Genomic DNA, 22,348 nt, shown 5'->3' on the forward strand with positions numbered 1-22,348 from the left:
ATCAGTATCGACGCATGCCTGCTTCGATCCGTTCGGCCCAGGCATCTATGCCACCGCGCATATTGCTGACGTTCGCAAATCCGCGACTCCGCAGAAATTCAGTCGCCCGAAGACTGCGCCCTCCGTGGTGACAGTAGATGAGAAGATGCCGGTCCGTTGCGAGGGACGCGAGGTGATCGGAAAGTTGTCGCAAGGGAATCAGCCTGGCGCACCCGATGCGGCAGATCTCCGCCTCGTAGGTTTCGCGAACGTCGATCAAGGCAATGCCCTCCGGATTCGTCCTTAACAGGTTGCTGACTTCCTCGACGCTTAGTTCAAGCGGTGCTTCCGCACTGGCGGCTTTCATGGGTGGTGTTGATTGATTGTTGCAGGCTTCTGGCTCGGCGGGAATGGGTTCCTGCAAGGACGCCCCGGGGCCGCAGGCACGGCAGGAAGGGCTCTTGGCCAGTCGCAGGCGTCGAAACTCCTGAGTCAGCGCGTCACAGGTGAGCACACTCCCGATCAGCGGAGTGCCGACGCCCGTGATGAGTTTGATCGCCTCCATTGCCTGCAGGCTGCCGATAATGCCGCAGAGCGCGCCGAGCACGCCGGCTTGTTCGCACGTGGGCACTGTCCCGGACGGAGGAGGATCGGAAAACAGGCACCGATAGCAGGGCCCTCCAAGGTGAGGTGCGAAGACCGAGACCGTGCCTTCGAAGCGGAAAATACTGCCGTGCACGAGCGGCCGCTGGGCCAGGACGGCTGCGTCATTGTTGAGGTAGCGAGTGGGAAAGGTGTCGGTGCCATCGACAATGACATCGTACTCGCTGAACAATGCCACGGCGTTGGAAGCGGTGACAGCGGTGGCGTGCTCATTGACGGTGATCAACGGATTGGCGGCGCGAAGTCGGGCTGCGGCGGACGCGGTCTTGAGCTCCCCGACCGTCGAATCAGTGTGAAGCAACTGTCGCTGCAGGTTGTGCGGTTCCACCCGGTCAAAATCGACTATGCCCAGCGTGCCAACACCGGCGGCAGCCAGGTAGAGGGCGGCAGGGCTGCCGAGTCCGCCGGCACCGATCACGAGCACCCGGGAATTCTTCAATCGGGTTTGCCCGGATATTCCCATTTCCTCCAGGCGCAAGTGCCGGCTGTAGCGTGCAAGCTCCTCTGGAGTGAGACCGGTCATAGGAGGGAAGAAGGCCGCTTGGGGAACGTCTGCAATTGAAATTGCGCAGACGCGCGCACTCTTGCAGGTTTTTAGCGGCATGTCCCAGAAATTTGTCGTGATCATCGCAGGTGGAAAAGGAGAGCGGTTCTGGCCCCAGAGCCGTGCGCATCGGCCGAAGCACCTGCTTCCCATCGTGGGAACGGAGCCCCTGCTCGCTCAAACACTGGCGCGAGTGCGGGCGATCGTTCCGGAGCGCAATACGTATGTCATCACGAGCGCGGCACAGGAGAAAGGCGTGCGCGCGTGCTGTGCGCAGTTGCCACGAGAAAACATCATTGTCGAGCCGATGGGGCGCGACACTGCGGCCGCAGTGGCACTGGCCGCGCTGTTGATTGAGGCCCGCAGTACCAGGGCCGCCTTTGCCGTTTTGCCTGCGGACCATGTCATTCACGATCAAGAGGCGTATGCTGCGGACTTGAACGCCGCCTTTGCGGCCGCAAGGGCGGGGAATGTGCTGGTGACGATCGGCATCAAACCGACGGAGCCGGCAACGGGATTCGGCTACATTGAACGCGGAGCGGTTTGGAAATCGTTTGATCGCCGGCCTGTCTTCCGAGTGAAGCGGTTCGTCGAGAAGCCAACCGTGGAGGTAGCCAGGCAGTATCTCGAATCCGGCAACTACGTTTGGAATGCCGGCATGTTCGTCTGGAGTGTGCGCACCGTGGCTGATGCAATAAGGCGGCACGCGCCGGATTTGCGTGACGGACTTGCGCCTGTCTGGTCGGCGGTGGTGCAACGAAAGCCGCTCACAAGCGCATTAAAGAAGGCCTATCCAGGTCTGCGAAAAATCTCGGTCGATTATGCCCTGCTCGAAAAGTCCGACAATGTGGTGATGCTTCCGGCATCCTTTGACTGGGATGATGTCGGTGCCTGGCCCGCCATATCGCGCCATCACGACAAGGATGCGAACGGCAATGTCTGCCGCGGGCGGGTCGTCATTGAACAGGGGGCCAACAACATTGTGTTCTCAGAGGGCGGGCACCTGGTTGCCGCGATCGGAGTCGATGACTTCATCGTGGTGCACACGGCGGATGCGACACTCATCGCGCCCAAGGCGCGGGCCCAGGAGATCAAGGCGGTTCTCAAGCAAATCGAGTCCGCCAAGGATGGTGCGCGCTGGCTCTAGCTGGCGACTCGCATGCCTCCGGAGACTGGAGATGGATTGCAGCGACGTTCAGTGAAGGCTTGAAGATGCGTTGTCTGGGCATCGACTACGGCTCCAGGCGGGTGGGGCTCAGTTATGGCGATGAAATCGGTGTGGCCACGCCGCTCCCCGCCATCGTGGAGCAGGATGAGCGCGAGCGCTGGAAACGCCTGCTGGAGATCATCCGCCAGCGCCGCGTGACTGACCTCGTCATTGGCTGGCCGTTGAACATGGATGACACGATCGGGCCCAAGGCCCGCGAAATGGAGGTGATTGCAGCAAGACTCCGAAGCGATACCGGGCTGCCCGTTCATCTGGTTGACGAACGGCTGACGTCGCACGAGGCGGAGGAGAGCATTCCGAAACAACGCCGGCGCGACCTCCGGGCAAGCGGCATCGTCGATTCACGGGCGGCAACAATCATCCTGCAGGACTTTCTCGACCAGCATCAGCCCCTGCCGCCGCCCTTGGAGTAATTGAACCGGGCATTCCCATATTCCTGGCGCAATCGGGAAAATGCACGCCATGGCGCTGTCATGGCTTGCCGGCGTCTGTCCCACCGCAAGCATCCACTGAGAATGTCGAAGGCTCACCCAGAAAAACCGGATTCCGTGCGCTGGATGGCGATATGCGCGTATGATGGTTCCGATTTTGCGGGATGGCAGAGCCAGCCGGGAGGAAGATCCGTGCAGGATGTGATTGAAGCGCGCCTGGGACGGATAGCGGAACTGCCTGTGCGCATCCATGGCAGCGGGCGGACCGATGCGGGTGTGCATGCGAAGGCTCAGGTCTTTCATTTCGATCTGCGCTGGCGGCATGGGGCGCAACGCCTGCTGGCGGCGATGCGGGTCGGGCTGCCACCATCACTGCAGATTTGCAGCGTGCGCGAAAAGCGGCCGGATTTCCATGCCCGGTTCGACGTGGTTCGGAAGCGCTATGAATACCGGATTTTTCTTGGCAATCCGGATCCCTTCATCCGCCGGTTTGTCTGGGGGCTGGACCGCCCGGAGCCCCTTGATTTCAACGCCATGCACGCGGCTGTGCGCCACCTGCGGGGACGCCACGACTTTGCCGCTTTCTCCGCATTGAACGGAAGCGATCGGGACGACACTGTCAGGCGGCTCGATCGCTTAGAGATTCATCGCAAGGGCCGCAATCTGCGCATCGTGGCCGAGGCGGATGGATTTCTCTACAAGATGGTGAGAACGCTTGTCGGTGCGCTTGTCGCGGTCGGCACCGGAAAGGCAACACCCGGGCGAATCCGCCAGATGCTTGTCGACGGGCTGCGCCCTCCGGAAGTGGAGACAGCGCCCCCACAGGGCCTCTGCCTCATGAAGGTTTGGTATCCGCTGTCGGCGAAAGGACCTGGCAAACGACCGTGAATGTCAGTGATGGAGTTTTCGCATTGCGGGAGAGCATTCGATGCGCCGGCGATCTGATGTTTCCGCCGCTTTGCGTTGGGTGTGGAGGATTGGTTGAGGGCAACCCGCCGTTTCGCCATGTCTGTCGAGCATGCATCCCTGGGATTGTCAGAGTGAGCCCCCCCCATTGTACGGTGTGCGGGCACCCGTTTTTTGGGGAGGTGGAGGGGGATCGCGTGTGTCCGCATTGCGTGGAGCTCACGCCCCGGTTTCGATCCGGACTCACGGCGGTTCTTTTGCGGGGACCCGCGCGGGCGATGATCATCGAGCTCAAGTACCATCACGGACTTCATGTGCTGCATGAAATCGAAATGATCGTGCGTCAGTCGCCTCACCTCCTGAGCCATCTGCGTGACGCCGTCCTCGTTCCGGTGCCTTTGCATCCGCGCAAGGAACGCGAACGTGGCTACAATCAGAGCCTGCTGCTGGCGGAGGTGTTTGCACGCGCGGCTGGGGGCGAAACGCGTGTGGATTCTCTGCTGCAACGCGTCACGGATACCATGACGCAAACGGCATTCGATAGACGCAGTCGGCGGGAGAACCTGAAAAATGCCTTTGCACTGGCTCCGCGGTCCAGCATTCTGCCGAACCAGCATTACATCCTTGTCGATGACGTCTTTACCACGGGTTCCACTCTCAACAGCTGCGCAAGCGTGCTTCGCGATGCGGGGGTTGTGAAGCTCGACGTAGCGACGTTTGGTCACGGTTAGGTCCGACTTCTATCGTCCTTCATCGAACCATGGCGCTTTTCAGCAAGCCGAAGTATTCCACCGTTGTTGTCAAAAAGAAGGACATCCCAAAGGGGTTGTGGACGAAGTGTCCGATTTCCGGGGAGATTGTTTTCAACAAGGAGCTGGAAGCCAACCTGATGGTGGTGCCGAAGAGCGGGTACCATTTCCCCATTGGGGCCCGGCAGCGGATCGCATCCCTGCTCGATCCCGGGAGTTTTGAGGAAGCGGATGCGGCCCTTCGATCGGCAGACCCCCTTGGCTTTGTCGATTCCCAGCCCTATCCGGAGCGAATCAAGAAGTACGAGCGTGAAAGCGGTTTGAATGAGGCGGTGGTTTGCGGAACGGGAAACATCGAGGAGATACCCGTTTCAGTGGCGGTGATGGATTTTCGCTTCTGTGGTGGCGCGATGGGGTCGGCGGTGGGCGAAAAGATCACGCGGGCCATTGAGGTTGCTCTCAAGAAAAGGATACCCTGCATCATTTTCAGCGCCTCGGGCGGCGCGCGCATGCAGGAGGGAATTTTTTCGTTGATGCAGATGGCAAAAACGAGCGCGGCGCTGGGTCGCCTGGCGGAGGCGAGGCTGCCCTACGTTTCCGTGCTCACACATCCCACCATGGGAGGTGTCACGGCCAGCTTTGCGACATTGGGAGATCTCAATATAGCCGAACCCGGGGCGTTGATCGGTTTTGCCGGTGCGCGAGTCATCAAGGAAACCACGAAACAAACGCTTCCGCCGGGATTCCAAAGCGCGGAGTTTCTTCTGAAGCATGGATTGATTGACCAGATTGTCGGACGACTTGAAATGCGCAGCCATCTGCGCGACGTGCTGACGGCGCTGTTTCTGAAGCGCCGCGCACCCGGTGCGGCCAAGGCCTGACCTGGGTGCCTGGATCGGCAAAGCCGCAATACGCATGTCCGGAGTCATGCCGTTCACCGACTATGAGTCGGTTCAGGACTATCTCTTTTCGCTGAAGGCGCGCGGAGTGAAGTTCGGCATCGACCGGATGAGGCTGCTGGTCGCGGAGCTGGGGCATCCCGAGCTTGTCGTGCCGACGATACACATCACGGGCACGAATGGGAAGGGGTCGACGGCGGCGATGCTGGACTCGATTTTTCGGAGGGAGGGATGGAAAGTGGGGCTCTACACTTCGCCGCACCTCGTTCGACTGGGAGAGCGCGTGCAGGTGAACCGTCGCATCCTTTCCGAGGAGGAAATAACGGCGTTCACGAACGAACTTCGGCCCGTGGCGGAGCGGCTGGCGCATGGTGCGCCGGAGGATCATGCGAGCTTCTTTGAGTTCATGACGGCCATGGCATTTCTTCAGTTCAAGAGGAAGCGTTGTGATCTCAGCATCGTGGAGGTTGGACTTGGCGGGCGGCTCGATGCCACGAATGTGGTTGATCCGTTGGTTTCAATCGTGACCTCCATCAGCCTCGACCACTGCGAAATGCTGGGGGAAACGGTGGCGCGGATCGCCGCTGAGAAGGCGGGGATCATCAAACCCGGCAAGCCTGTCGTCATGGGCAGGGTTCCCCCGGAGGCGGAAAGGGTGATTCGCGAGGTGGCCGCGGCCCAGCGGTGTGCGGTTCATTCCGTGCGCGACGAGTTTGGCGAGGATCTTGCGCGGTATCCGTCCACCAATCTGGAGGGAGACTACCAGCGGTGGAATGCGGCGACCGCGACCCTGGCGGCGCGCATCCTGGCGCCTGCATGGGAGCTCAGCAGCCAGCTCATTGACGAGGGACTGCACCAGGTTGTCTGGCCTGGGCGCTGGCAGCGGGTGACGCTTGGTGGACGCACCCTGATCCTCGACGCCTCGCACAACCCCGAGGGAGCTGAAGTTTTGCGTTCCAACCTTGCGGCGCTCCATCGCGAGACCGGACGGAAGCCTGTCTTCATAACCGGGGTCCTTGGAGCCGCGCGGGCGGCGCCACTCCTCCACACGATCGCAGATTATGCGAGTGAGATCAACCTGGTCGCGCCGCATCAGGCCAGGGCGACACCTGTCGAGGAGTTGGAGAAACTCATACCGCCGGAGTATGCCGGCACGGTGAAGCGCGCATCCCTCGAAGCGCTCTTTCCTCAAGGCAGGCGATGCACGGCGGGAGGACCGGATGACATTGTCGTAGTCACCGGATCCATTTACCTGCTTGGGGAGATCTTCGCGCTGATCGCGCCGGAAATGGGTGCCGGCGAAGGCCGACTCCAGGACTTCTAAAGACGGATCAGTTCGGACGTGGGCGGGACATCCTTGATGATCTGGGAGGGATCCGGACCCACGCCGAGGTAGCGGAGGTTCGGCAGGTGTTGCGGACGGCTGCCAGGGCCGCCGCCATGGGCCACATCGACCACGGCCCGCACCATCGCCGCCACATAGCGGCGGGCGTTGACAGGAAGGTCCGAGAAGTGGCGGACGCGGGATATGTCCTCGTGCCAGCCCGGGTGACGCGTGTACACCGGCCGCAGGGTTTTTCGCACGGCTTCGTTGCGAGGCACGTGGGAGTAGCGGCGCCCTGTCGAATCCTGGTAGGCGACGGCGATCTGGAGGTCGCCCTTCCACTCTCCCGAATGCGTGAGGGCGTCGGCCTTGTTGATCATGAGGTCCTGAAATCCGCCGTACCTGAGCACGTCCCCCTTCTCGACGGCATCGAACCAGCCGACCATGCGCTGGCGGCCCGTGCTGGTGCCGAATTCGAGCTGCTTCAGTTTTGCCGTGAGCGGGTGGTTCTCCTCCATTTCGGTCAGGAAGGTGTGCGTTCCGACCTTGGTGTCATAGGCCTTGGCCACACCGAACGTGTGAATCGGCTGCACAGGGATGCCGGCGCTCTCGAAAAACTCGGGCGTGAACGTGTGCGACGCGGTCACGTTGGGAGAGTAGCCGTGGCGCTTGTCGAGCCAGTAGGACTGGCCGAATTCACCGATGATCGTGCGACCGGCGGCCGTTTCGCGCAGCATGAGCTCGCGAACCTCCCCGATGTTGGCCGCGAGCGCGGTGCCCGCCCGCCAGTAGACCTCGGTGAGCATGTCGAGGTTGAGGGAGAACGGTCCGTCCCCGCGGAAGCGGTTGAAGTCGAATTCCTCCTTTGAAAACACGCCGAGTTCGATGCCCTCCGCATTGGCGCGAAGTTCCGCCGTGGAAAGCTTCTCGAAGAATCCGGCGAAAGTCTCGGGCTTCACGCGGCAGACATGCTCAATCGTGCGCAGCGCCCGGTCGCAGCGCTGGGCGAGCTTTCGCGCAAAGTAGTTCCTGCCAGCGAGGAAGTCGGAGAAAGTGATCTGCCACTGGCCGACCTCATCCAGGTAGGCTGGCGTGATGCCGCGGCCCGTCGAGCCTCGCGGCGCCTCCGCGAGGACATTGATGCGATAGTCCTCCCAGGCGAGATCCAGCAGGCGATGGGAGAGGTCGGAGACAAGCGTGCGCTCGTCGATCAGCAAACGTGAGTAGACCGCGTAGCCCTTTTTCTCCAGCGGGCGCGCCTCCCAGTGGACCTTCCGTGGATCGGCCACGACACCGCTGCCGATCGCGAGATGAGCGATCTCGCGTTCAACAACTCCCGAAGGGAGAAGGTTCAGCTTGATCCCCGCCGCCGTATGGCCCGAGTTGGCTCCGCCGTTGACCTTGAGCACGACCGATACGGGCGTGGGTGAGGTCGAAAGCTCGTGGGCGATCTCGGGGATCAGGCGGCCCTTGCCTTCGTCGCCGAAGGAAATGCCGGCATCGGCAATCAACTGACTGGTGAAAGGAAGGAGTGACATGGTTCCTGAGAGGCAACCGAGGTCCAACCCCTGTTGCCCGACAGTTGAAGCCGCCGTGCGGGGTCTGATGCAAACAGATTCTTTCGGTCGCACCAAAACCGCTAACCCTTGGGCTGGGTCTTGATTTCGACCACATCGTGCGGCGCGGCTTCCTTCTGACCGGCCGGACTGACGCGAATATAGCGTGCGCGCGCGCGGAGTTCGGGCAGGGTGCCCGCCCCCAGGTAGCCCATGCCGCTCTGAATGCCGCCGAGGAGGTTGGAAAGCACGTCATCGGCGGATCCCGATACTTCCTTCAGGGCCTCAATGCCTTCAGCGGTCAATTTGCGGGAAGTGTCAGTCTTGTCGTGACCATAACGTGCCGCGCTTCCCGCCTTCATGGCGGCCACCGAACCCATGCCGCGATATTGCTTATAGAGTTTGCCATTGATTTCCATGATCTCACCGGGAGCCTCCCGGCAGCCGGCGAGCAGTCCGCCGAGAATCACGGCATCCGAAAGCGTCAATGCCTTCACCAGATCGCCGCTCTTCGTCAATCCGCCATCGGCAATGATTCTGACGCCGGAACCGGCGGCGGCGGCGCTTGCGACATAGAGTGCGGTGAGCTGGGGAATGCCCACGCCCGCGACGATGCGCGTCGTGCAGATGGATCCCGGACCCTGGCCCACCTTGATGGCGCTGGCGCCGCAGTCCGCGAGAAATTTCACGCCTTCGGCGCTGGTGACATTACCGGCGATCAGGGTGAGGCTCGGAAAGGCGTCGCGCAGCATCTTCACAATGTCACCCACGCCGGCGCTGTGCCCATGCGCCGTGGACACCGCCACGGCATCGATGGATTCATCCATGAGGTGACCCACATGCGTGATCATGCGATCCCGGTCGAGAGAGCCGTCCGGTTTGCGCACAGGTGCGATGGCGGCTCCGACGACCAGTCGAAATTCGGAATCGCGGGCCGGCTTGCGGCGCGACTTCGCCTCCGCCGTGATGCGCTCGACATCTGAAAATGTCACGAGCCCCCGAAGGCGGTCATTGTCGTCCACGACGAGCATCTTGTGGATGCCGACATTCTCGGTAAAAAAGGCATCCGCGGCGGCAATCGGATCAGGCTGGAGCGCGCGTTCGTGCACCGTGCGAATATCCTTCCGCGGCACCATGGCCTCCGAAACCTTCTTCGAACGGTAACGTTCGCGCACCGTGGCGCCGGACAACAGGCCGACGAGTCTGCCCTGGGAGTCGAGCACGGGGAATGTGCGAAACTCGAAGCGCCGCTGATCGATCATGGCGAGGACGTCACCGAGGTGCTGATCCGGGGTCACCGTGATCGGATCCTGAATCAGCCCGTGAATGTGACGTTTGACACGGGCAACCTCCTTCACCTGGTCGCGGGCCGCCATGTTGTAGTGAATGATGCCCAGTCCGCCGTTCAGCGCCATGGCGATGGCCATGCGCGCCTCGGTGACCGTGTCCATGTCCGACGAAATGATTGGAATGGACAACCGGAGGGATTCCGAAAGGGACGTGCCCGTGTCGGTATCGCGGGGAAGGACGTCCGAGTAGAGCGTGGCGAGCGAGACATCGTCAAATGTCAGCGCCATGGGCAGATTGGCCCGGAAGAACTCCGCGGCGGGCTGGTAGAACTCCGCATCAATCGCGGAGGCGGTGGAGGGACGAATGGCAACCTCAGTCATGGTTGCCGGGAAGGAAGTAGAGCGTCCGGCGAGAAGCGCAAATGCTTTCTGCGGAAAGCGCCCGCCTATCGCGCGGATTCGGGATTCCGGAGCGACCAGATCAGGTAGATTGCGACTCCGATGCAGATGCCGGAGTCGGCCACGTTGAAGGTCGGATAGATGTATCCGCCGAAATGAAAATCCAGGAAATCGATGACGTGCTTGTGGATGATGCGGTCCACGAGGTTTCCCGCGATTCCTCCGCAGAGCAGGCCGAAGCTGAGCTGCACGGGCAGAGCCTTCAGGGATAGCGTATGGCGCCAGAAGTATATGGCTGCGAGTGCGGCCAGGGCGAAGCAGGCGAGCAGCAGACTTCGTCCGGTGAACATGCTCCACGCGGCGCCGGTGTTTCCGACATGAACAAGGTTGAAGAAACCATCGATGACGGTGATGGCGTCCGGTGGTCCGTAGGTGCCGAGCGGGAGTCGGTTGTTGATCCAGACCTTGGTGACCTGGTCGAGCGTGAAAAGGACTGCGGCAACAAACCAGAATGTGCGATAGGCGCGGATGCGCTTGCAGAACGCCGGAGGGGACGCAGGCGCCAGCGAGGTTGTCGCGTCATTCGAATCGGGAGACCGGCTTGAGCCGGCAATGGAAGGACCGGAGTTCAATCAGGGGTCGCCCAGCGTCGGGCTGAGGCCGGCCTATTCGTCATCGCCGCCTCCGTCGCTGCTGATCGAGCCGCCTTCCTCGCCGGCTTCGCCGAAGAGACCGGCGCCGGTGCGGAGGCGGTAGCGGTTGCGTTCGATTTCCTTCTGGGCTTCGGCGGAATAGCGGGTGAAGGGCACGGCGAGCAGACGCTCCTTGGCGATGGGCTTTTGGGTTACCTCGCAAATGCCGTAGGATCCCGTCTTGATCCGCTTGATCGCCGCCTCGATCTCCGAGAGAGCCTCCTGCTCACTCGATACCAGGCTCAGCGCAAAATCCCGGTCAAACGTGTCGGTTCCGGCATCGGCCATGTGCTGGCCGTAGCTCGACAGATCGCCCGCGTCGTCCTTGCTCGAACGCTTGAGCGTGTCCTCGCTGTGAAGATCCAGCCTGCCGGTGACATGATTGCGAAGATCGATCAGGAGCCGGTAGTACCGGCGGAATTTTTCCGGGATGTCCGAGTCGTCCGCTGGCTGTCTTGCCGGTTTGTGGGGATTGAAGCCCAGTATGTCGGCGAGCGTTGCGGCCTTGACGTGATTCGGCTGGCTGGGTTTTGCGGCGGTCTTGGCCGCATGGAGCTTGGCGGCCTTTTGATTGTGGTTCGCGGTGGACGCCTTTTGGGCGACATCGGGATTTCTTGCAGCGATCGTCTTGGCGATTTCGCGCACTTCATCGAGGGAGAATGCGATGGGCTTGGAGGGCTTCTTGGCTCCGAGGATGCGGCTGCGCAGCGCCTCGCGAGCCTTGCCCTTCTCGACGGCCCTTGGCGACGGTTTGGGTGCCGCCGCGGGCGGGGGGGGAGGAGTGGCGACAACCGGCGCCGGAGCAGCCTTTTTCGCTGGAACCTTCGAAGCCGGAGCCTTTTTTTCGGCGGCAGCCTTGGCGGGCCCCGGCTTTTTCGGCGATGGCTTTGGTGAAGGGCGTTTCGCCGATGAAGCAGCGGATGGTTTCTTGGATGGTGCGGGCTTCCGGGAGGAAGATGCGGACTTCGGGGCGGACTTTTTGTGACGGGCCATGTTTCTAGAAATTAGGAATTTGCACAGGGATTGAGGGCATCGCGACAGCGCGGACAGACATCATTGCCCTGCACTGTCTTTTCGAGCGCGGGCACTGAACGCCAGCAGCGCGGGCAGCGGATGTATCCGAGTTCCTGCGCGTGACGGACAAGGATGGTGAGCGGCTCGGAGGTTGGTGTCGTGGTGCCGACCTCCACATCCACATGGGAGACGATGAAGAGCTCTGGAAGAAAATCCCGATGTTTCTCCAGCGTGCGCGCGAGGGCGGTGTCCTGGGCGGTAAGCACGACGGCGGCATCCAGCGACTTGCCAAGTTTCCCGGCGGCGCGCAGGGGCTCGATCGACTCGTTCACCTGTCGCCGCACGTCGAGCAGCGCGAACATTTCGGCTTCAATTTCCGGTTGCGTCCAGCTCTCCGGCGCGACGGGCCAGTCCTGCAGGTGGACGGAGTTGCGCGAGCGGTGGGCGCCCTTGATTTGTTCCTCGGAGGGAAAATCCGACTGGAATTCGCCATGGCACCAGGCCTCGTCGGCGGTCAGAGTCAGGATGGGTGCGAGGATCCGGACGAGGGTCCGGAAGATGTGGTGGATCGCGTTCTGCGACGACCGGCGCAGGGGATGATCCGCGCGCAAGGTGTACAGGCGGTCCTTGAGGATGTCATGATAGACGGCTGAAAGCGTGGTCGCGCAGAACTGATTGCAGAGCTGCTGGACCCGGTGGAACTCGTACGCGTCATAGGCTGCGGTGCAGTCGCGCAGAAGTGTCGCGGTCTGATGCAGCGCCCAACGGTCGAGCGTGTCGAGCTGTTCGGCGGGGACGGCGTCGCGGACGGGGTCGAAATCAAACAGCGTCGAGAGCTGGTACCTGAACGTGTTTCTAAACAGCCGGTAGGCCTCGGCGGCGTTGTTCAGGATCTTTTCCGAGATGGTGATGTCCTCCGTGAAATTCTGGGAGGCGATCCACAGCCTGATCACATCGGCGCCGTACTGAACAATGTAGTTCTCAGAGGTCGGAGGCTTCTCGTACTGCCCCGACTTTGAAATCTTCCTGCCGTCCTCGCCGACAACGAAGCCATGGGTCAGCACGGCCCGGTAGGGAGCGGCACCGTAGGCCATGACGCTGGTCCAGAGAGATGATTGAAACCAGCCACGATGCTGATCGCTGCCTTCGATATAGAGATCGGCGGGCCACTGTGTGCCGCCCTGTCCGCGCCTGAGCACGGCTGCGTGCGACGACCCGGAGTCGATCCAGACATCGAGGGTGTCGCGGCCGCAGGTCAGCGCGCGCGCATCCGGCCAGCCTGCCGGCAGCTTGATTCCATCGAGAATTTCGGCGGCGGTGGAGTCGTACCAGAGATTCGTGCCACGGCTCGCGAACTTGTCTGCGACGGCGCGCACCACGGTTGCGTCAAGAAACGGAACCTTCTGTTCGTCGTAGAAGGCGACGATCGGCACGCCCCAGGAGCGCTGGCGGCTCACGCACCAGTCCGGTCTCGCCTCCACGGCTCCACGGATCCGGTTCTCGCCCCAGGCTGGCACCCAGTGCACGCCGGACAGTGATACCAGCGCTTCCTTGCGCGGGGAAGATGGCGCGTCCTTCGGTCCGTCGAGGCTGACAAACCATTGGTCGACGGCGCGGAAAATGATCGGTGTCTTGGAGCGCCAGCAATGCGGATACGAATGCGGGTGGCGCTGGCGCGCAAAGAGAGCGCCGGTGCTGGTCAGCAGACGAAGCACTGCAATGTTTGCCGGTGAAGTTCGTTTGGCTTCGAGGTCTTCAACCGTCTCAAGCGTCGTCAATCCGGCCAGTTCGGCGGGGATCTGACCGTCGGCGACATACTTCCCATCGTCGCCCACGGGGCAGTAAATGGGCAGCCCGTACCTGAGCCCGGTCAGGTAGTCCTCCGCACCATGTCCTGGGGCGGTGTGGACTGCGCCGGTGCCGCTTTCGGTTGTGACATAGTCGGCGAGAACAACGGGCGAAGGGCGGTTGATGAAGGGATGGCGCGTCGCCAGATGCTCCAGAGCGGTGCCTGCGACCTTCCGCTTGATTTCGGCTGTCGCCTCGATCTTGGCTGCTGCGAGAACCGACGGGAGCAGGCGCTCGGCGACGATTATGCATTCCTCGCCGAGATCGGCCACCACGTAGTCGACCTCAGGATGAAGCGCGATCGCGAGGTTGGCGGGGATTGTCCATGGTGTCGTCGTCCAGATGACGATGCTCAACGGCTTGCCGGTGGGGAGTGAGTACTTGACAGCCTCGTTTTCGGGAATCGCGAACCTGACCCAGATCGCTGGGGAGACATGGTCCTTGTACTCGATTTCCGCCTCAGCAAGCGCGGTCTCGAAGGGAATGGACCAGTACACGGGCTTCTTCGAACGATAGACCAGACCCTTTTCGACAAAGGACGCGAAAGTGCGGACGATGTCGGCCTCAAAACCAGGATCCTTCGTCTTGTACTGATGGGGCCAGTCCGCAAGCACGCCGAGCCGTTTGAACTGCTTTGTCTGAAGAGCGATCCAGCTTTCGGAAAAAGCGTCGCAGCGCGCGCGCAGTTCGGCGGTGGAGACCGTCTCGTTTTTCGCCTGCAGATCCCGGGTCACCTTCTGTTCGATGGGCAGGCCATGACAGTCCCAGCCCGGCACATAGGGCGTGCGGAATCCCCGCATGGACTTGTAGCGAAGCGTCAGGTCCTTGAGGGTCTTGTTCAACGCCGTGCCGATATGCACGTCGCCATTGGTGAAGGGCGGGCCGTCGTGCAGGATGAAGGCGGCATTGCCCTTTCTCTGCGCCTGAATCTCCCCGTAGAGTCCCATGCGTTCCCAATGCGCCAGGCGCGCGGGTTCCCGCTGGACCAGGTTTGCCCGCATGGGAAATCCGGTCTTCGGAAGCTGAAGAGTATCCTTAAGGTCTTGCGGCATGCCAAAGAAGGGCGGCAGAGGCTATGTTGCGACCCCGGCTAGTCAAGGCAGGCGAGGGGAAAGACCTGATTTTCCAAGGCAGCCCGTCGCGGGAAGCCTCTTATTCCAAGGTGGTGCCATCAAGGCACTTTGCAGCCGCTCCAAGACCTGAGAGCAGTGCAAGTGGCACTGAAATGCCTTCGTGCACGGGCCCGGCGACATGAAGGCCGGGATGCCGAGATTCAATATTTGAGATCAAGTCCTTAAAACGTTCGAATCCAATATTATATTGGGGAATGGCAGCGGGCCAGGTGCGTTGTCTGGAAAAGACGGGGCGACCCGTTATTCCCAGCAGTTGGCGAAGTTCTGTTTTCGCGAGGGACTGAATCTCGTCCTGAGGGAGGGCGCAAAGGGAGGATTGCCGGCTGCCGCCGATCATGACCGTGAGTGCGACATGTCCCGACGGCGCGCGCCCGGGAAAAAGGGACGAGACGAAAATCACGCCGAGAATCCGGCGGTTTTCGCAGGCGGGAATCAGGATGCCAAAACCATCCAAGGGATGGGCTACGTCCTCGCGGCGGAATCCCAGGGAGAGGACCGTGATCGGAGAGTGCTGCATCCCGGCCAGTTCAGCAATGGCGGGCTCGGGTGGCGTGCCGATCTGGATCCTTTCCAGAGCGCGCGCGGGAAGAGCAAAAATGACCTGGCTGAATTTCTCAAAAAACGGAGAGCCGTCACGCTGTCCGTTCACTTGCCAGTCGTCCCCGACGCGGACAACCTGCTCGGCGCGCGCCCCGAATTGAAGGCTTCCGGCGGGAAGACTGCGGGCGAGTGCATCGGGAATGACCTGCAGGCCCTGGGCAAATGAAATGAGCTGCGGGCGTGGCTCGCCCCGGTGTCTGCGCTCCTTCGCCGATCGCATCATCCCGCGAATGAGCGATCCGCACGTCTGATCGTCCTGCCAGACCCGTGGAAATGCGTGTCTGGCGGACAGGCGTGTGGCGTCGCCTGCGTACACGCCGCTGACAAACGGCTGCAGCGCGTAGTCCACAAACTCGCTTCCGAAATGTTCCTCCACCAGCGATGCGAGGCTCATGTCGGCGCTGCGCGCACGGGGCCGCCTGAACATCTCGGCTAGCACACGCAGCTTTGTTCCGGGCGAAAAGAGCGGCGAGCCGAGGAGCGCGGGCGGCGATGAGGGCGCGGCGACGGGTTTGCCTCTGCGCAGAATGTAGCGGTGTTTCGCTTCGGGTGCGGCAGGGAGGATATCGCGGGTGAGGCCGAGTTCGTCGATCAGCCGCCTGACACCGGGATCGTTCAGCAGCAGGGTGTGCGGACCGCTTTCAGTCTGCCATCCCTCGGGGGTTCGCTCGCTTTGAATGACGCCGCCGACTCGAGACGATGCTTCCAGCACACGCACGGCACGACCGCGCTGCGCGAGCCTGAAGGCTGCGGCAAGCCCCGTAACGCCAGCGCCGATCACGGCGACGGGCAGCGTGGATTCGCCGCTCACTTCCATGTTGTGACGGTCTCCACAAGAGCCTCCATGCACTCAATGCGTGCCTGGGGCGTGATGCCGTGGCCGAGATTGAAGATGTGTCCTCGTTCGGCGCGCATGGCTTCGAGCAGTGCGCCCGCCTCGCGAGCGACGATTTCGGGCGTCGTCTGAAGCATCACTGGATCGAGGTTGCCCTGAAGTGCGACGTTGCCAGGCACGATGGCGCGTGCCACGCGAAGATCCACGGTCCAGTCGACGCTCAACACGCGCGCACCGGAAAAGCTCTGGTCGGTGAGCTGTGTGCCCGTGCCCTTGGCGTACAGGATCACAGGAAAATCCCGTGGAAGTGCGGCGACTATTTCGCGGATCCATCGCAGCGATGCCCCGGCATAGTCCTGGCCGGCAATGATTCCTCCCCAGGAATCGAAGATCTGTATCGCGTCCGCACCAGCGTCGATCTGGGCACGGAAGTACAGGATCAGGGCGTCGGTGATCCTGCGCAGCAGCGATTCAAACAGTGCGCGCTCGGTGTAGTAGAGCATCTTGATGCGCTCGAACGATTCGGAACTGCCACCCTCGACCATGTAGGTTGCCAGGGTCCAGGGAGAGCCTCCGAATCCAAGCAGGGCCTTTGATTCGCCCAGTTCCTTCTTCAATCCGCGCAGGGCGTCCGTGACGTAGGAGAGTCTGCCAATGGCATCCGCAGCGGGAATGAGTGCGTCAATCTGCGCCTGGGTTTCCATCCGGTAGGCCATGGCTATGCCACCCGCATCCCTGAACGCGTAGGGCTGGCCGAGCGCCTCCGGGATGACCAGGATGTCTGAGAACAGGATTGCGGCGTCGAGTCCGGGAAAACGGCGCAGAGGCTGGAGCGTGACTTCGATGGCGAGATCCGGCGTCTTGACCATCTCGAGAAAGGACGTCTTCGCCTTCAGGGCGCGGTACTCCGGCAGGTAGCGTCCGGCCTGCCGCATCACCCACAGCGGCGGACGAGGAAGCGGCTCGCAGCGGCAGGCGTCGAGAAATCGGGTGCGTGAAGTCATTGCAAGGGTCCCGTGTCGCGTTCCCGGACGTCAACGCCGCGGCACAAAACGGACGGTGGGCGTGGTGTCGTCCGTCGCACGCACGGGTGCGGGTGTGGATGCAGGCTCGGGTAGTGTTTTCACCGGTTGAATGACCGGCTCGGGTTGGGACGCGCTCGAACGGGCGGTGCCACCGGCAGCGACGGGGCGAAGCGGAGAGGAGTCGGCGATGAACCTGGAGCCGGTGGGAAGCAGGGCAAATCCGCGCTCGATCAATTCAGCCATCTTGATGTCGCGCGTCTTCTGGTCCGGACTCCCCATGATGACGGCAATGATGCGCCGGCCGTCGCGCTCGGCGGTGGCGGCGAGGCAGTAGCCCGCGCCACTGGTGAATCCGGTCTTCAACCCATCCACGCCGCGAACCTTTCCCATGACGTGATTGTGGTTTCGCATGATGATTTCCCGGGGCGCGGGCTGGCCGGGGCGGAAGACCCGCTCCTTCACCGCGGTGTAGCGCAGGATGTCGGTCTTGAGAAGCAGCTCGCGACTGAGCAGCGCCAGATCGCGGGGAGTCGTGAGATCGCCATCGGCGATCCTTCGATTGGACGGTGGCAGTCCGTGCGGCGTCCTGAACGTCGTGTGGGTCATGCCCAGACTCCGCGCACGCTCGTTCATCATCGCAACAAAGGCGTCGCGCGATCCCCCCACGGTGCGCGCCAGGGCATGCGCGCAGTCATTCGCGGACTGGATCAGCATGGCGTAGAGCAGTTCTTCTACACTGAATTTTTCACCCGCCTCGAGCCATACCTGCGTGCCCCCGATCCTTGAGTCCTCACGGGTCACGGTGACCTCGGTTGAAAGTGAAAGCGTTCCCGCGGCGATGCGGTCATGGACGATGAGAAACGTCATCAGTTTCGTGACGCTGGCCGGCGGGTTCACGACATCGGGATGATCCTCGATGAGGATCTTGCCGGATGCCGCGTCGACGACAATGGCGCCGCGGTAGGCGGGTGCGGGGGACTTTGCCGCGCGTGCTGCGAAGGGAAGGAGAACGACTGCGGAGACCAGCGCGAGGAAGTGGCGGACGGACATGAAGGGATGGATGCGGAGATGGCGGAATTAATTGTGGTTTTCGGATTGGTCCAGCGGAAGATCGTGAAGTTTGAGTTCGGGATTCTTTTCCTTGAAATAGGCCATGGACCAGTCGTTGGGAAAGAGAACGACCGGCTGGTCAAACTTGTCGGCGCCAAAACTCACGCCGCTCGCGACGATGATGCCGGACGGATTGGCGAGGCTTGGGTGCGGCTCAATCCACTTGAGCAACGACCATGGCGTGGTCTCGAGGCGGGATTCCGCACCGTATTCCGACTGCAGGCGGTATTGCACGACTTCGAACTGCAGCGGACCGACTGCCGCGAGCAGGGTTGATCCGGGCGGCGCATGGCGGGCGGAGAAGGACTGGACGACACCCTCCTGCAGCAGTTGATCCAGACCGGCGCGGAACTTTTTCGAGTCCGATGGGTTGGGATTTGAAATGTAGGTGAAGACCTCCGGCGGGAAGCGGGGAATTTCGTCGAAGATGATCGCGCGATCCTCGGTGAGCGTGTCGCCGATGCCAAAGGCATCGTGTCCCACGAGTCCGATGACATCACCCGGCCAGGCCTCATTGACCGTTTCGCGTTCCTGTCCGAAGAGTTTGTGCGACGACGACAGGCGCACGGTTTTTCCCGACTGCTGATGCAGGACCGTCATGTCGCGAGTGAACTTTCCGGAGCAGATCCGCACAAACGCTATGCGGTCGCGATGCTTCGGATCCATGTTTGCCTGAATCTTGAAGACGAAGGCGGAGAACTTGGGATGGGTCACAGGCACGATTTCCCCTGCGGGCGCCGGCACCGGGCGGTTTTTTGCGGCGGGGGACGTCACGGAGACCCGGCGCGGAGCGGGAGGAACGGAGCTTTGCAGGAATCCGTCGAGCAGGAGCTGAATGCCGAAATTGTTGACCGCGCTGCCGAAGTAGACGGGCGTCTGCCGGCCGGCCCGGATGGCGTCGAGGTCGAAGGGATGGCCCGCACCGTCGAGCATCTCCAGTTGTTCGCGCGTTTCGTTGAAGGTGTAGTCGTCGAGTTTTTCGCGGACCACCGGGTCTTCAAGCGAGGCGACGTTGACCGGCGAGTGATAGGCCCCTCCCGGAACGCGTTCGAACAGGTGGACTTCGCGGTTGCGACGGTCGAACACACCTCGGAATGAAGGCCCGTTGCCCAGGGGCCAGATGACGGGCGATGCCTGGATGCCAAGCACGCTCTCCAGTTCGTCGACAAGTGCGATGGGATTCAACGTGGGGCGGTCGCACTTGTTCATGAACGTGAATATGGGCACGCCCCGGCGCCGGCACACCTCGAACAGCTTGCGTGTCTGAGCCTGCACGCCTTTGCCGGCGTCGATGACCATCAGGGCGGCGTCGACCGCGGTCAGCACCCGGTAGGTGTCCTCCGAGAAGTCCTTGTGGCCCGGGGTGTCCAGGAGATTGACAGCGAAGCCCCGGTAGTCGAATTGCAGCACGGTTGAACTGATCGAAATACCGCGCTGCTTTTCGAGTTCCATCCAGTCCGAGGCGGTGGCCCGTTGATTCTTCCGGGCAGTGACGGTTCCCGCGAGGTGGATGGCATTGCCGTAAAGCAGGAATTTTTCGGTAAGCGTCGTTTTGCCGGCATCCGGGTGCGAAATGATCGCAAAGGTGCGGCGGCGGGCGATTTCTTCAGCGGCGGACATGGCGGAAGGTTCAAGGAAGGGTGCGGCATGCGAAGGGGGAAGCGTAAAGTACGGTAAATACGAATTCAGACCTTGACCCACGAGATAATTGAAGAATAATGGCATTTGGCTTAATATATGCGTAATTCTGCGTAATAATCTTGCCCCGCGTGAAACTCCGATAAGTAGTTTCACCACCTCCTTTTTGCCTCATGCTTACCCTTTTGATTATTCTCGGCCTGGCCTCTGTCATTGGATTGGTTTTCCTGGCGACCGCAGTCTGGACAGCGCCTGATGGCTATCAGGATTCTGACGGTTACCATTTCAACCAATCGTCGGACGTCCGTTGAGCGGCGCGATTTGACGCAAGGCCAGGGAACAGCGCACTCCCTGCGGTTTTTTGGTTTCTCCCGGCTGGCGGTGCCGTGATGCTGGGGCGATGTCGACTCCGGTACCGACGCTAAAACTAAAGCCCAACGCCAGGCCGCGTGTGCTCCTGGGGCACCCCTGGGTGTTCGCCAATGAAACCGAGGTGTTGCTGCCCGGGGACTGGGATGGGGAGGTGGTGGAATGCCGGGACCGGACCGGGCGATTTCTGGGAACGGGCATCTACAATTCCCGCTCCCAGATCGTCTGGCGGCGTTTCAGCCGCGAGCGGACGGCCCTGGACCAGGCGTTCATCCGCGAGGCCGTGCGGCAGGCGATCGAGCGGCGCGACGGGCTGCGGGGGATGGCGGTGGCGGGGACTCCGACGCGGCGGTTGATCTGGTCGGAATCGGACGACCTTCCCGGCCTGGTGGCCGATCAGTTCGGGGATGTAGTGGTTGTACAGATACAGACGCTCGCGATGGAAAGGCGCGCCGCGATCATTGGCGATGTGCTGGACGAGATCCTCCATCCGGCGGAGATCATCTTTCGCAACGACGCGACCATTCGCCGCCTCGAAGGGCTGCCCCTCGGCGTGCACACGCGATCGGGAAAACCCTGGGCCCCGCGATGGGTCGAAATCGGCGGACTTGAGTACTGGCTCGATCTGCAGGGCGGGCAGAAGACCGGGTTTTATCTCGACCAGCGCCTCCAGCATGCGGCTGTCGCGCGGTACTGCACGGGCCGGCGGGTCCTGGATGCGTTCTGCAATCAGGGCGCCTTCGGGCTTCAAGCCGCGAGGGCGGGTGCGAGCGAGGTGCTGGGCCTGGACAGCGCGCCGGAGGCGATCGAGGGGGCGCGGAGAAATGCCGGGCGCGCGGGGCTCAAGGTTTCGTTCGAAACGGTGAATGTCTTCGACTGGTTCAACGATGCCGCGCGGGATTCAGAGCCGCTGTGGGACGTGATCGTGCTGGATCCACCGCCCTTTGCAAAGTCGAGAAGCGCGCTTGAAGGCGCCCTGCGCGGTTACAAGGAGATCAACCTCCGCGCGATGCGCAGTCTGGCGCCCGGGGGAGTTCTCGCGACCTACACGTGTTCGCATCACATGCAGGACCTGGAGCTGCGCCGCGTGCTAACCGAGGCCGCTGTCGACGCGCGGCGCAAGGCGCGGGTGCTGGAGTTCGCGCATCAGCCTCCCGATCATCCCGTGCTTGTGACAATGCCGGAAAGCGAATACCTGCGTGGCTACATTCTGCGCGTTGACTGAAAACGCGCGCTATCTCAAGCAACATTCCCGATCCCGTGGCCTGGACAACCTTTCACTGGCGCAGCGAATTCATAGGAAAACAAACAAGTGCGGAAATCCTCCTGCCCGATCGCGGCGAGGGGCCCTTTCCGGTGCTCTATCTGCTGCACGGGCTTTCCGATGACGCCACGATGTGGATGCGGCGCAGCCGGATCGAGTTCTACATGGCGGGTCTGCCGCTGATCGTGGTGATGCCGGATGGCTATCGCGGCTTCTACACCGACAATGAGGACGGCCCTCCGTTTGCGCGTCATTTCGGAGAGGAGCTGCCGCGTGTTGTCGAGAGACACTTCCATGCGCGGCCTGCGCGGCGTGCCCGTGCCATCGGCGGGCTTTCGATGGGTGGATACGGCGCCCTGCGGGTGGGGCTGGGTTATCCCGATCGATTCTGCTCCATCAACAGCCACTCGGGCGCCGTCGGATGGGGCGACCGGCCGGGCGTGGCGGCCTACCGCAAGGCGGCGAAGGATCGCGGCTGGACCGATGCGTTTGTCCGGGAGATGGTGCGGGTGTTTGGCCGCTCTCCGCTGGGGACAGCCCATGATGTCGTCGAACTCGCGAGACGCGCGCGCCGGGCCGGACGGCTGCCGCGGATCCTGATCGACTGCGGAACGGAAGATTTTCTCATCGGCGAAAACCGCCGCCTGCATGCCGATCTGGAGCGGGAACGCATACCGCACGAGTACCGCGAATTTCCCGGAGCGCACACCTGGGACTACTGGGACCTCCACATTCGCGACGCACTCGCCTTTCATTGTGCGAATTTGAGAGTCAAACCTGTCGGGTAGGCGGCGCCTGTTTGAATGCGCATTTTTTGTTTGGACGGAAAATTCCGCGCGAGTTTCCTTGAACC

The 22,348-nt window shown here is 62.0% G+C and carries 19 protein-coding genes; 9 read left to right on the top strand and 10 right to left on the bottom strand.

Translation table 11 applies throughout. The features are described from left to right. Position 1: 1 nt before the first annotated feature. The gene (gene moeB, locus HS122_08865; protein MBE7538509.1) at positions 2–1,165 is read right to left on the bottom strand and encodes a molybdopterin-synthase adenylyltransferase MoeB; all 1,164 of its coding nucleotides are present in this window, start codon (positions 1,163–1,165) and stop codon (positions 2–4) included. A 79-nt stretch (positions 1,166–1,244) separates the two neighbouring features. On the opposite strand from moeB, the gene HS122_08870 reads away from it, so the two are divergent. The 6 genes from HS122_08870 (at position 1,245) to HS122_08895 (ending at position 6,723) form a co-directional block, all read left to right on the top strand. Next, a complete protein-coding gene (locus tag HS122_08870) occupies positions 1,245–2,333 on the top strand; it encodes a mannose-1-phosphate guanylyltransferase (protein ID MBE7538510.1) in 1,089 nt (362 codons plus the stop codon). 65 nt (positions 2,334–2,398) lie between these two features. After that, positions 2,399–2,827, top strand: a complete 429-nt coding sequence (ruvX, locus tag HS122_08875) for a Holliday junction resolvase RuvX (GenBank protein ID MBE7538511.1) — start codon at positions 2,399–2,401, stop codon at positions 2,825–2,827. A 102-nt stretch (positions 2,828–2,929) separates the two neighbouring features. After that, the gene (truA, locus tag HS122_08880) at positions 2,930–3,733 is read left to right on the top strand and encodes a tRNA pseudouridine(38-40) synthase TruA (protein ID MBE7538512.1); all 804 of its coding nucleotides are present in this window, start codon (positions 2,930–2,932) and stop codon (positions 3,731–3,733) included. A gap of 56 nt (positions 3,734–3,789) precedes the next feature. Then, positions 3,790–4,482 (top strand): ComF family protein, encoded by a 693-nt coding sequence (locus HS122_08885; protein ID MBE7538513.1) that lies wholly within the window; start codon positions 3,790–3,792, stop codon positions 4,480–4,482. Between the two features lie 29 nt (positions 4,483–4,511). Further along, a complete protein-coding gene (locus tag HS122_08890) occupies positions 4,512–5,381 on the top strand; it encodes an acetyl-CoA carboxylase carboxyltransferase subunit beta (GenBank protein ID MBE7538514.1) in 870 nt (289 codons plus the stop codon). Between the two features lie 34 nt (positions 5,382–5,415). After that, positions 5,416–6,723 (top strand): bifunctional folylpolyglutamate synthase/dihydrofolate synthase, encoded by a 1,308-nt coding sequence (locus tag HS122_08895; protein ID MBE7538515.1) that lies wholly within the window; start codon positions 5,416–5,418, stop codon positions 6,721–6,723. Here the strand turns inward: HS122_08895 and HS122_08900 are convergent. The 9 genes from HS122_08900 to HS122_08940 all read right to left on the bottom strand — a co-directional run bounded on the left by HS122_08900 (position 6,720) and on the right by HS122_08940 (position 19,844). After that, positions 6,720–8,261: an adenylosuccinate synthetase gene (locus tag HS122_08900; GenBank protein MBE7538516.1), complete on the bottom strand. Its 1,542-nt coding sequence runs from the start codon at positions 8,259–8,261 to the stop codon at positions 6,720–6,722. The two genes, HS122_08895 and HS122_08900, sit on opposite strands and share 4 nt — an antisense overlap. Positions 8,262–8,362: 101 nt before the next feature. Next, complete coding sequence (locus HS122_08905) at positions 8,363–9,949, bottom strand: IMP dehydrogenase (protein ID MBE7538517.1); 1,587 nt, start codon at positions 9,947–9,949, stop codon at positions 8,363–8,365. 65 nt (positions 9,950–10,014) lie between these two features. Then, positions 10,015–10,599 carry a signal peptidase II gene (gene lspA, locus HS122_08910; protein ID MBE7538518.1) on the bottom strand — a complete coding sequence of 195 codons (585 nt, stop codon included), beginning with the start codon at positions 10,597–10,599 and terminating at the stop codon, positions 10,015–10,017. A 33-nt stretch (positions 10,600–10,632) separates the two neighbouring features. Beyond that, on the bottom strand, positions 10,633–11,652 hold the full coding sequence (locus HS122_08915) for a TraR/DksA C4-type zinc finger protein (GenBank protein MBE7538519.1): 1,020 nt from the start codon (positions 11,650–11,652) through the stop codon (positions 10,633–10,635). Positions 11,653–11,663: 11 nt separating this feature from the next. Then, positions 11,664–14,573, bottom strand: a complete 2,910-nt coding sequence (gene ileS, locus HS122_08920; protein ID MBE7538520.1) for an isoleucine--tRNA ligase — start codon at positions 14,571–14,573, stop codon at positions 11,664–11,666. A gap of 100 nt (positions 14,574–14,673) precedes the next feature. Continuing rightward, complete coding sequence (gene hemG / locus HS122_08925; protein ID MBE7538521.1) at positions 14,674–16,071, bottom strand: protoporphyrinogen oxidase; 1,398 nt, start codon at positions 16,069–16,071, stop codon at positions 14,674–14,676. Further along, positions 16,062–17,093, bottom strand: coding sequence for a uroporphyrinogen decarboxylase (locus HS122_08930; GenBank protein ID MBE7538522.1), 1,032 nt, complete (start codon positions 17,091–17,093; stop codon positions 16,062–16,064). Before HS122_08930 ends, hemG begins: the two co-directional genes overlap by 10 nt. Positions 17,094–17,123: 30 nt before the next feature. Further along, positions 17,124–18,164, bottom strand: a complete 1,041-nt coding sequence (locus HS122_08935; protein ID MBE7538523.1) for a D-alanyl-D-alanine carboxypeptidase — start codon at positions 18,162–18,164, stop codon at positions 17,124–17,126. A gap of 27 nt (positions 18,165–18,191) precedes the next feature. Next, positions 18,192–19,844, bottom strand: a complete 1,653-nt coding sequence (locus tag HS122_08940; protein MBE7538524.1) for a peptide chain release factor 3 — start codon at positions 19,842–19,844, stop codon at positions 18,192–18,194. Between the two features lie 191 nt (positions 19,845–20,035). Here HS122_08940 and HS122_08945 point away from each other — a divergent pair, with 191 nt between their 5' ends. The 3 genes from HS122_08945 (at position 20,036) to HS122_08955 (ending at position 22,283) form a co-directional block, all read left to right on the top strand. Further along, complete coding sequence (locus tag HS122_08945) at positions 20,036–20,173, top strand: hypothetical protein (protein MBE7538525.1); 138 nt, start codon at positions 20,036–20,038, stop codon at positions 20,171–20,173. Between the two features lie 89 nt (positions 20,174–20,262). Next, the gene (locus tag HS122_08950) at positions 20,263–21,456 is read left to right on the top strand and encodes a class I SAM-dependent rRNA methyltransferase (GenBank protein MBE7538526.1); all 1,194 of its coding nucleotides are present in this window, start codon (positions 20,263–20,265) and stop codon (positions 21,454–21,456) included. 35 nt (positions 21,457–21,491) lie between these two features. Beyond that, positions 21,492–22,283 carry an esterase family protein gene (locus HS122_08955; protein MBE7538527.1) on the top strand — a complete coding sequence of 264 codons (792 nt, stop codon included), beginning with the start codon at positions 21,492–21,494 and terminating at the stop codon, positions 22,281–22,283. The last annotated feature ends 65 nt before the right edge of the window (positions 22,284–22,348 follow it).

This window comes from Opitutaceae bacterium (assembly GCA_015075305.1).
Lineage (GTDB): Bacteria > Verrucomicrobiota > Verrucomicrobiia > Opitutales > Opitutaceae > UBA6669.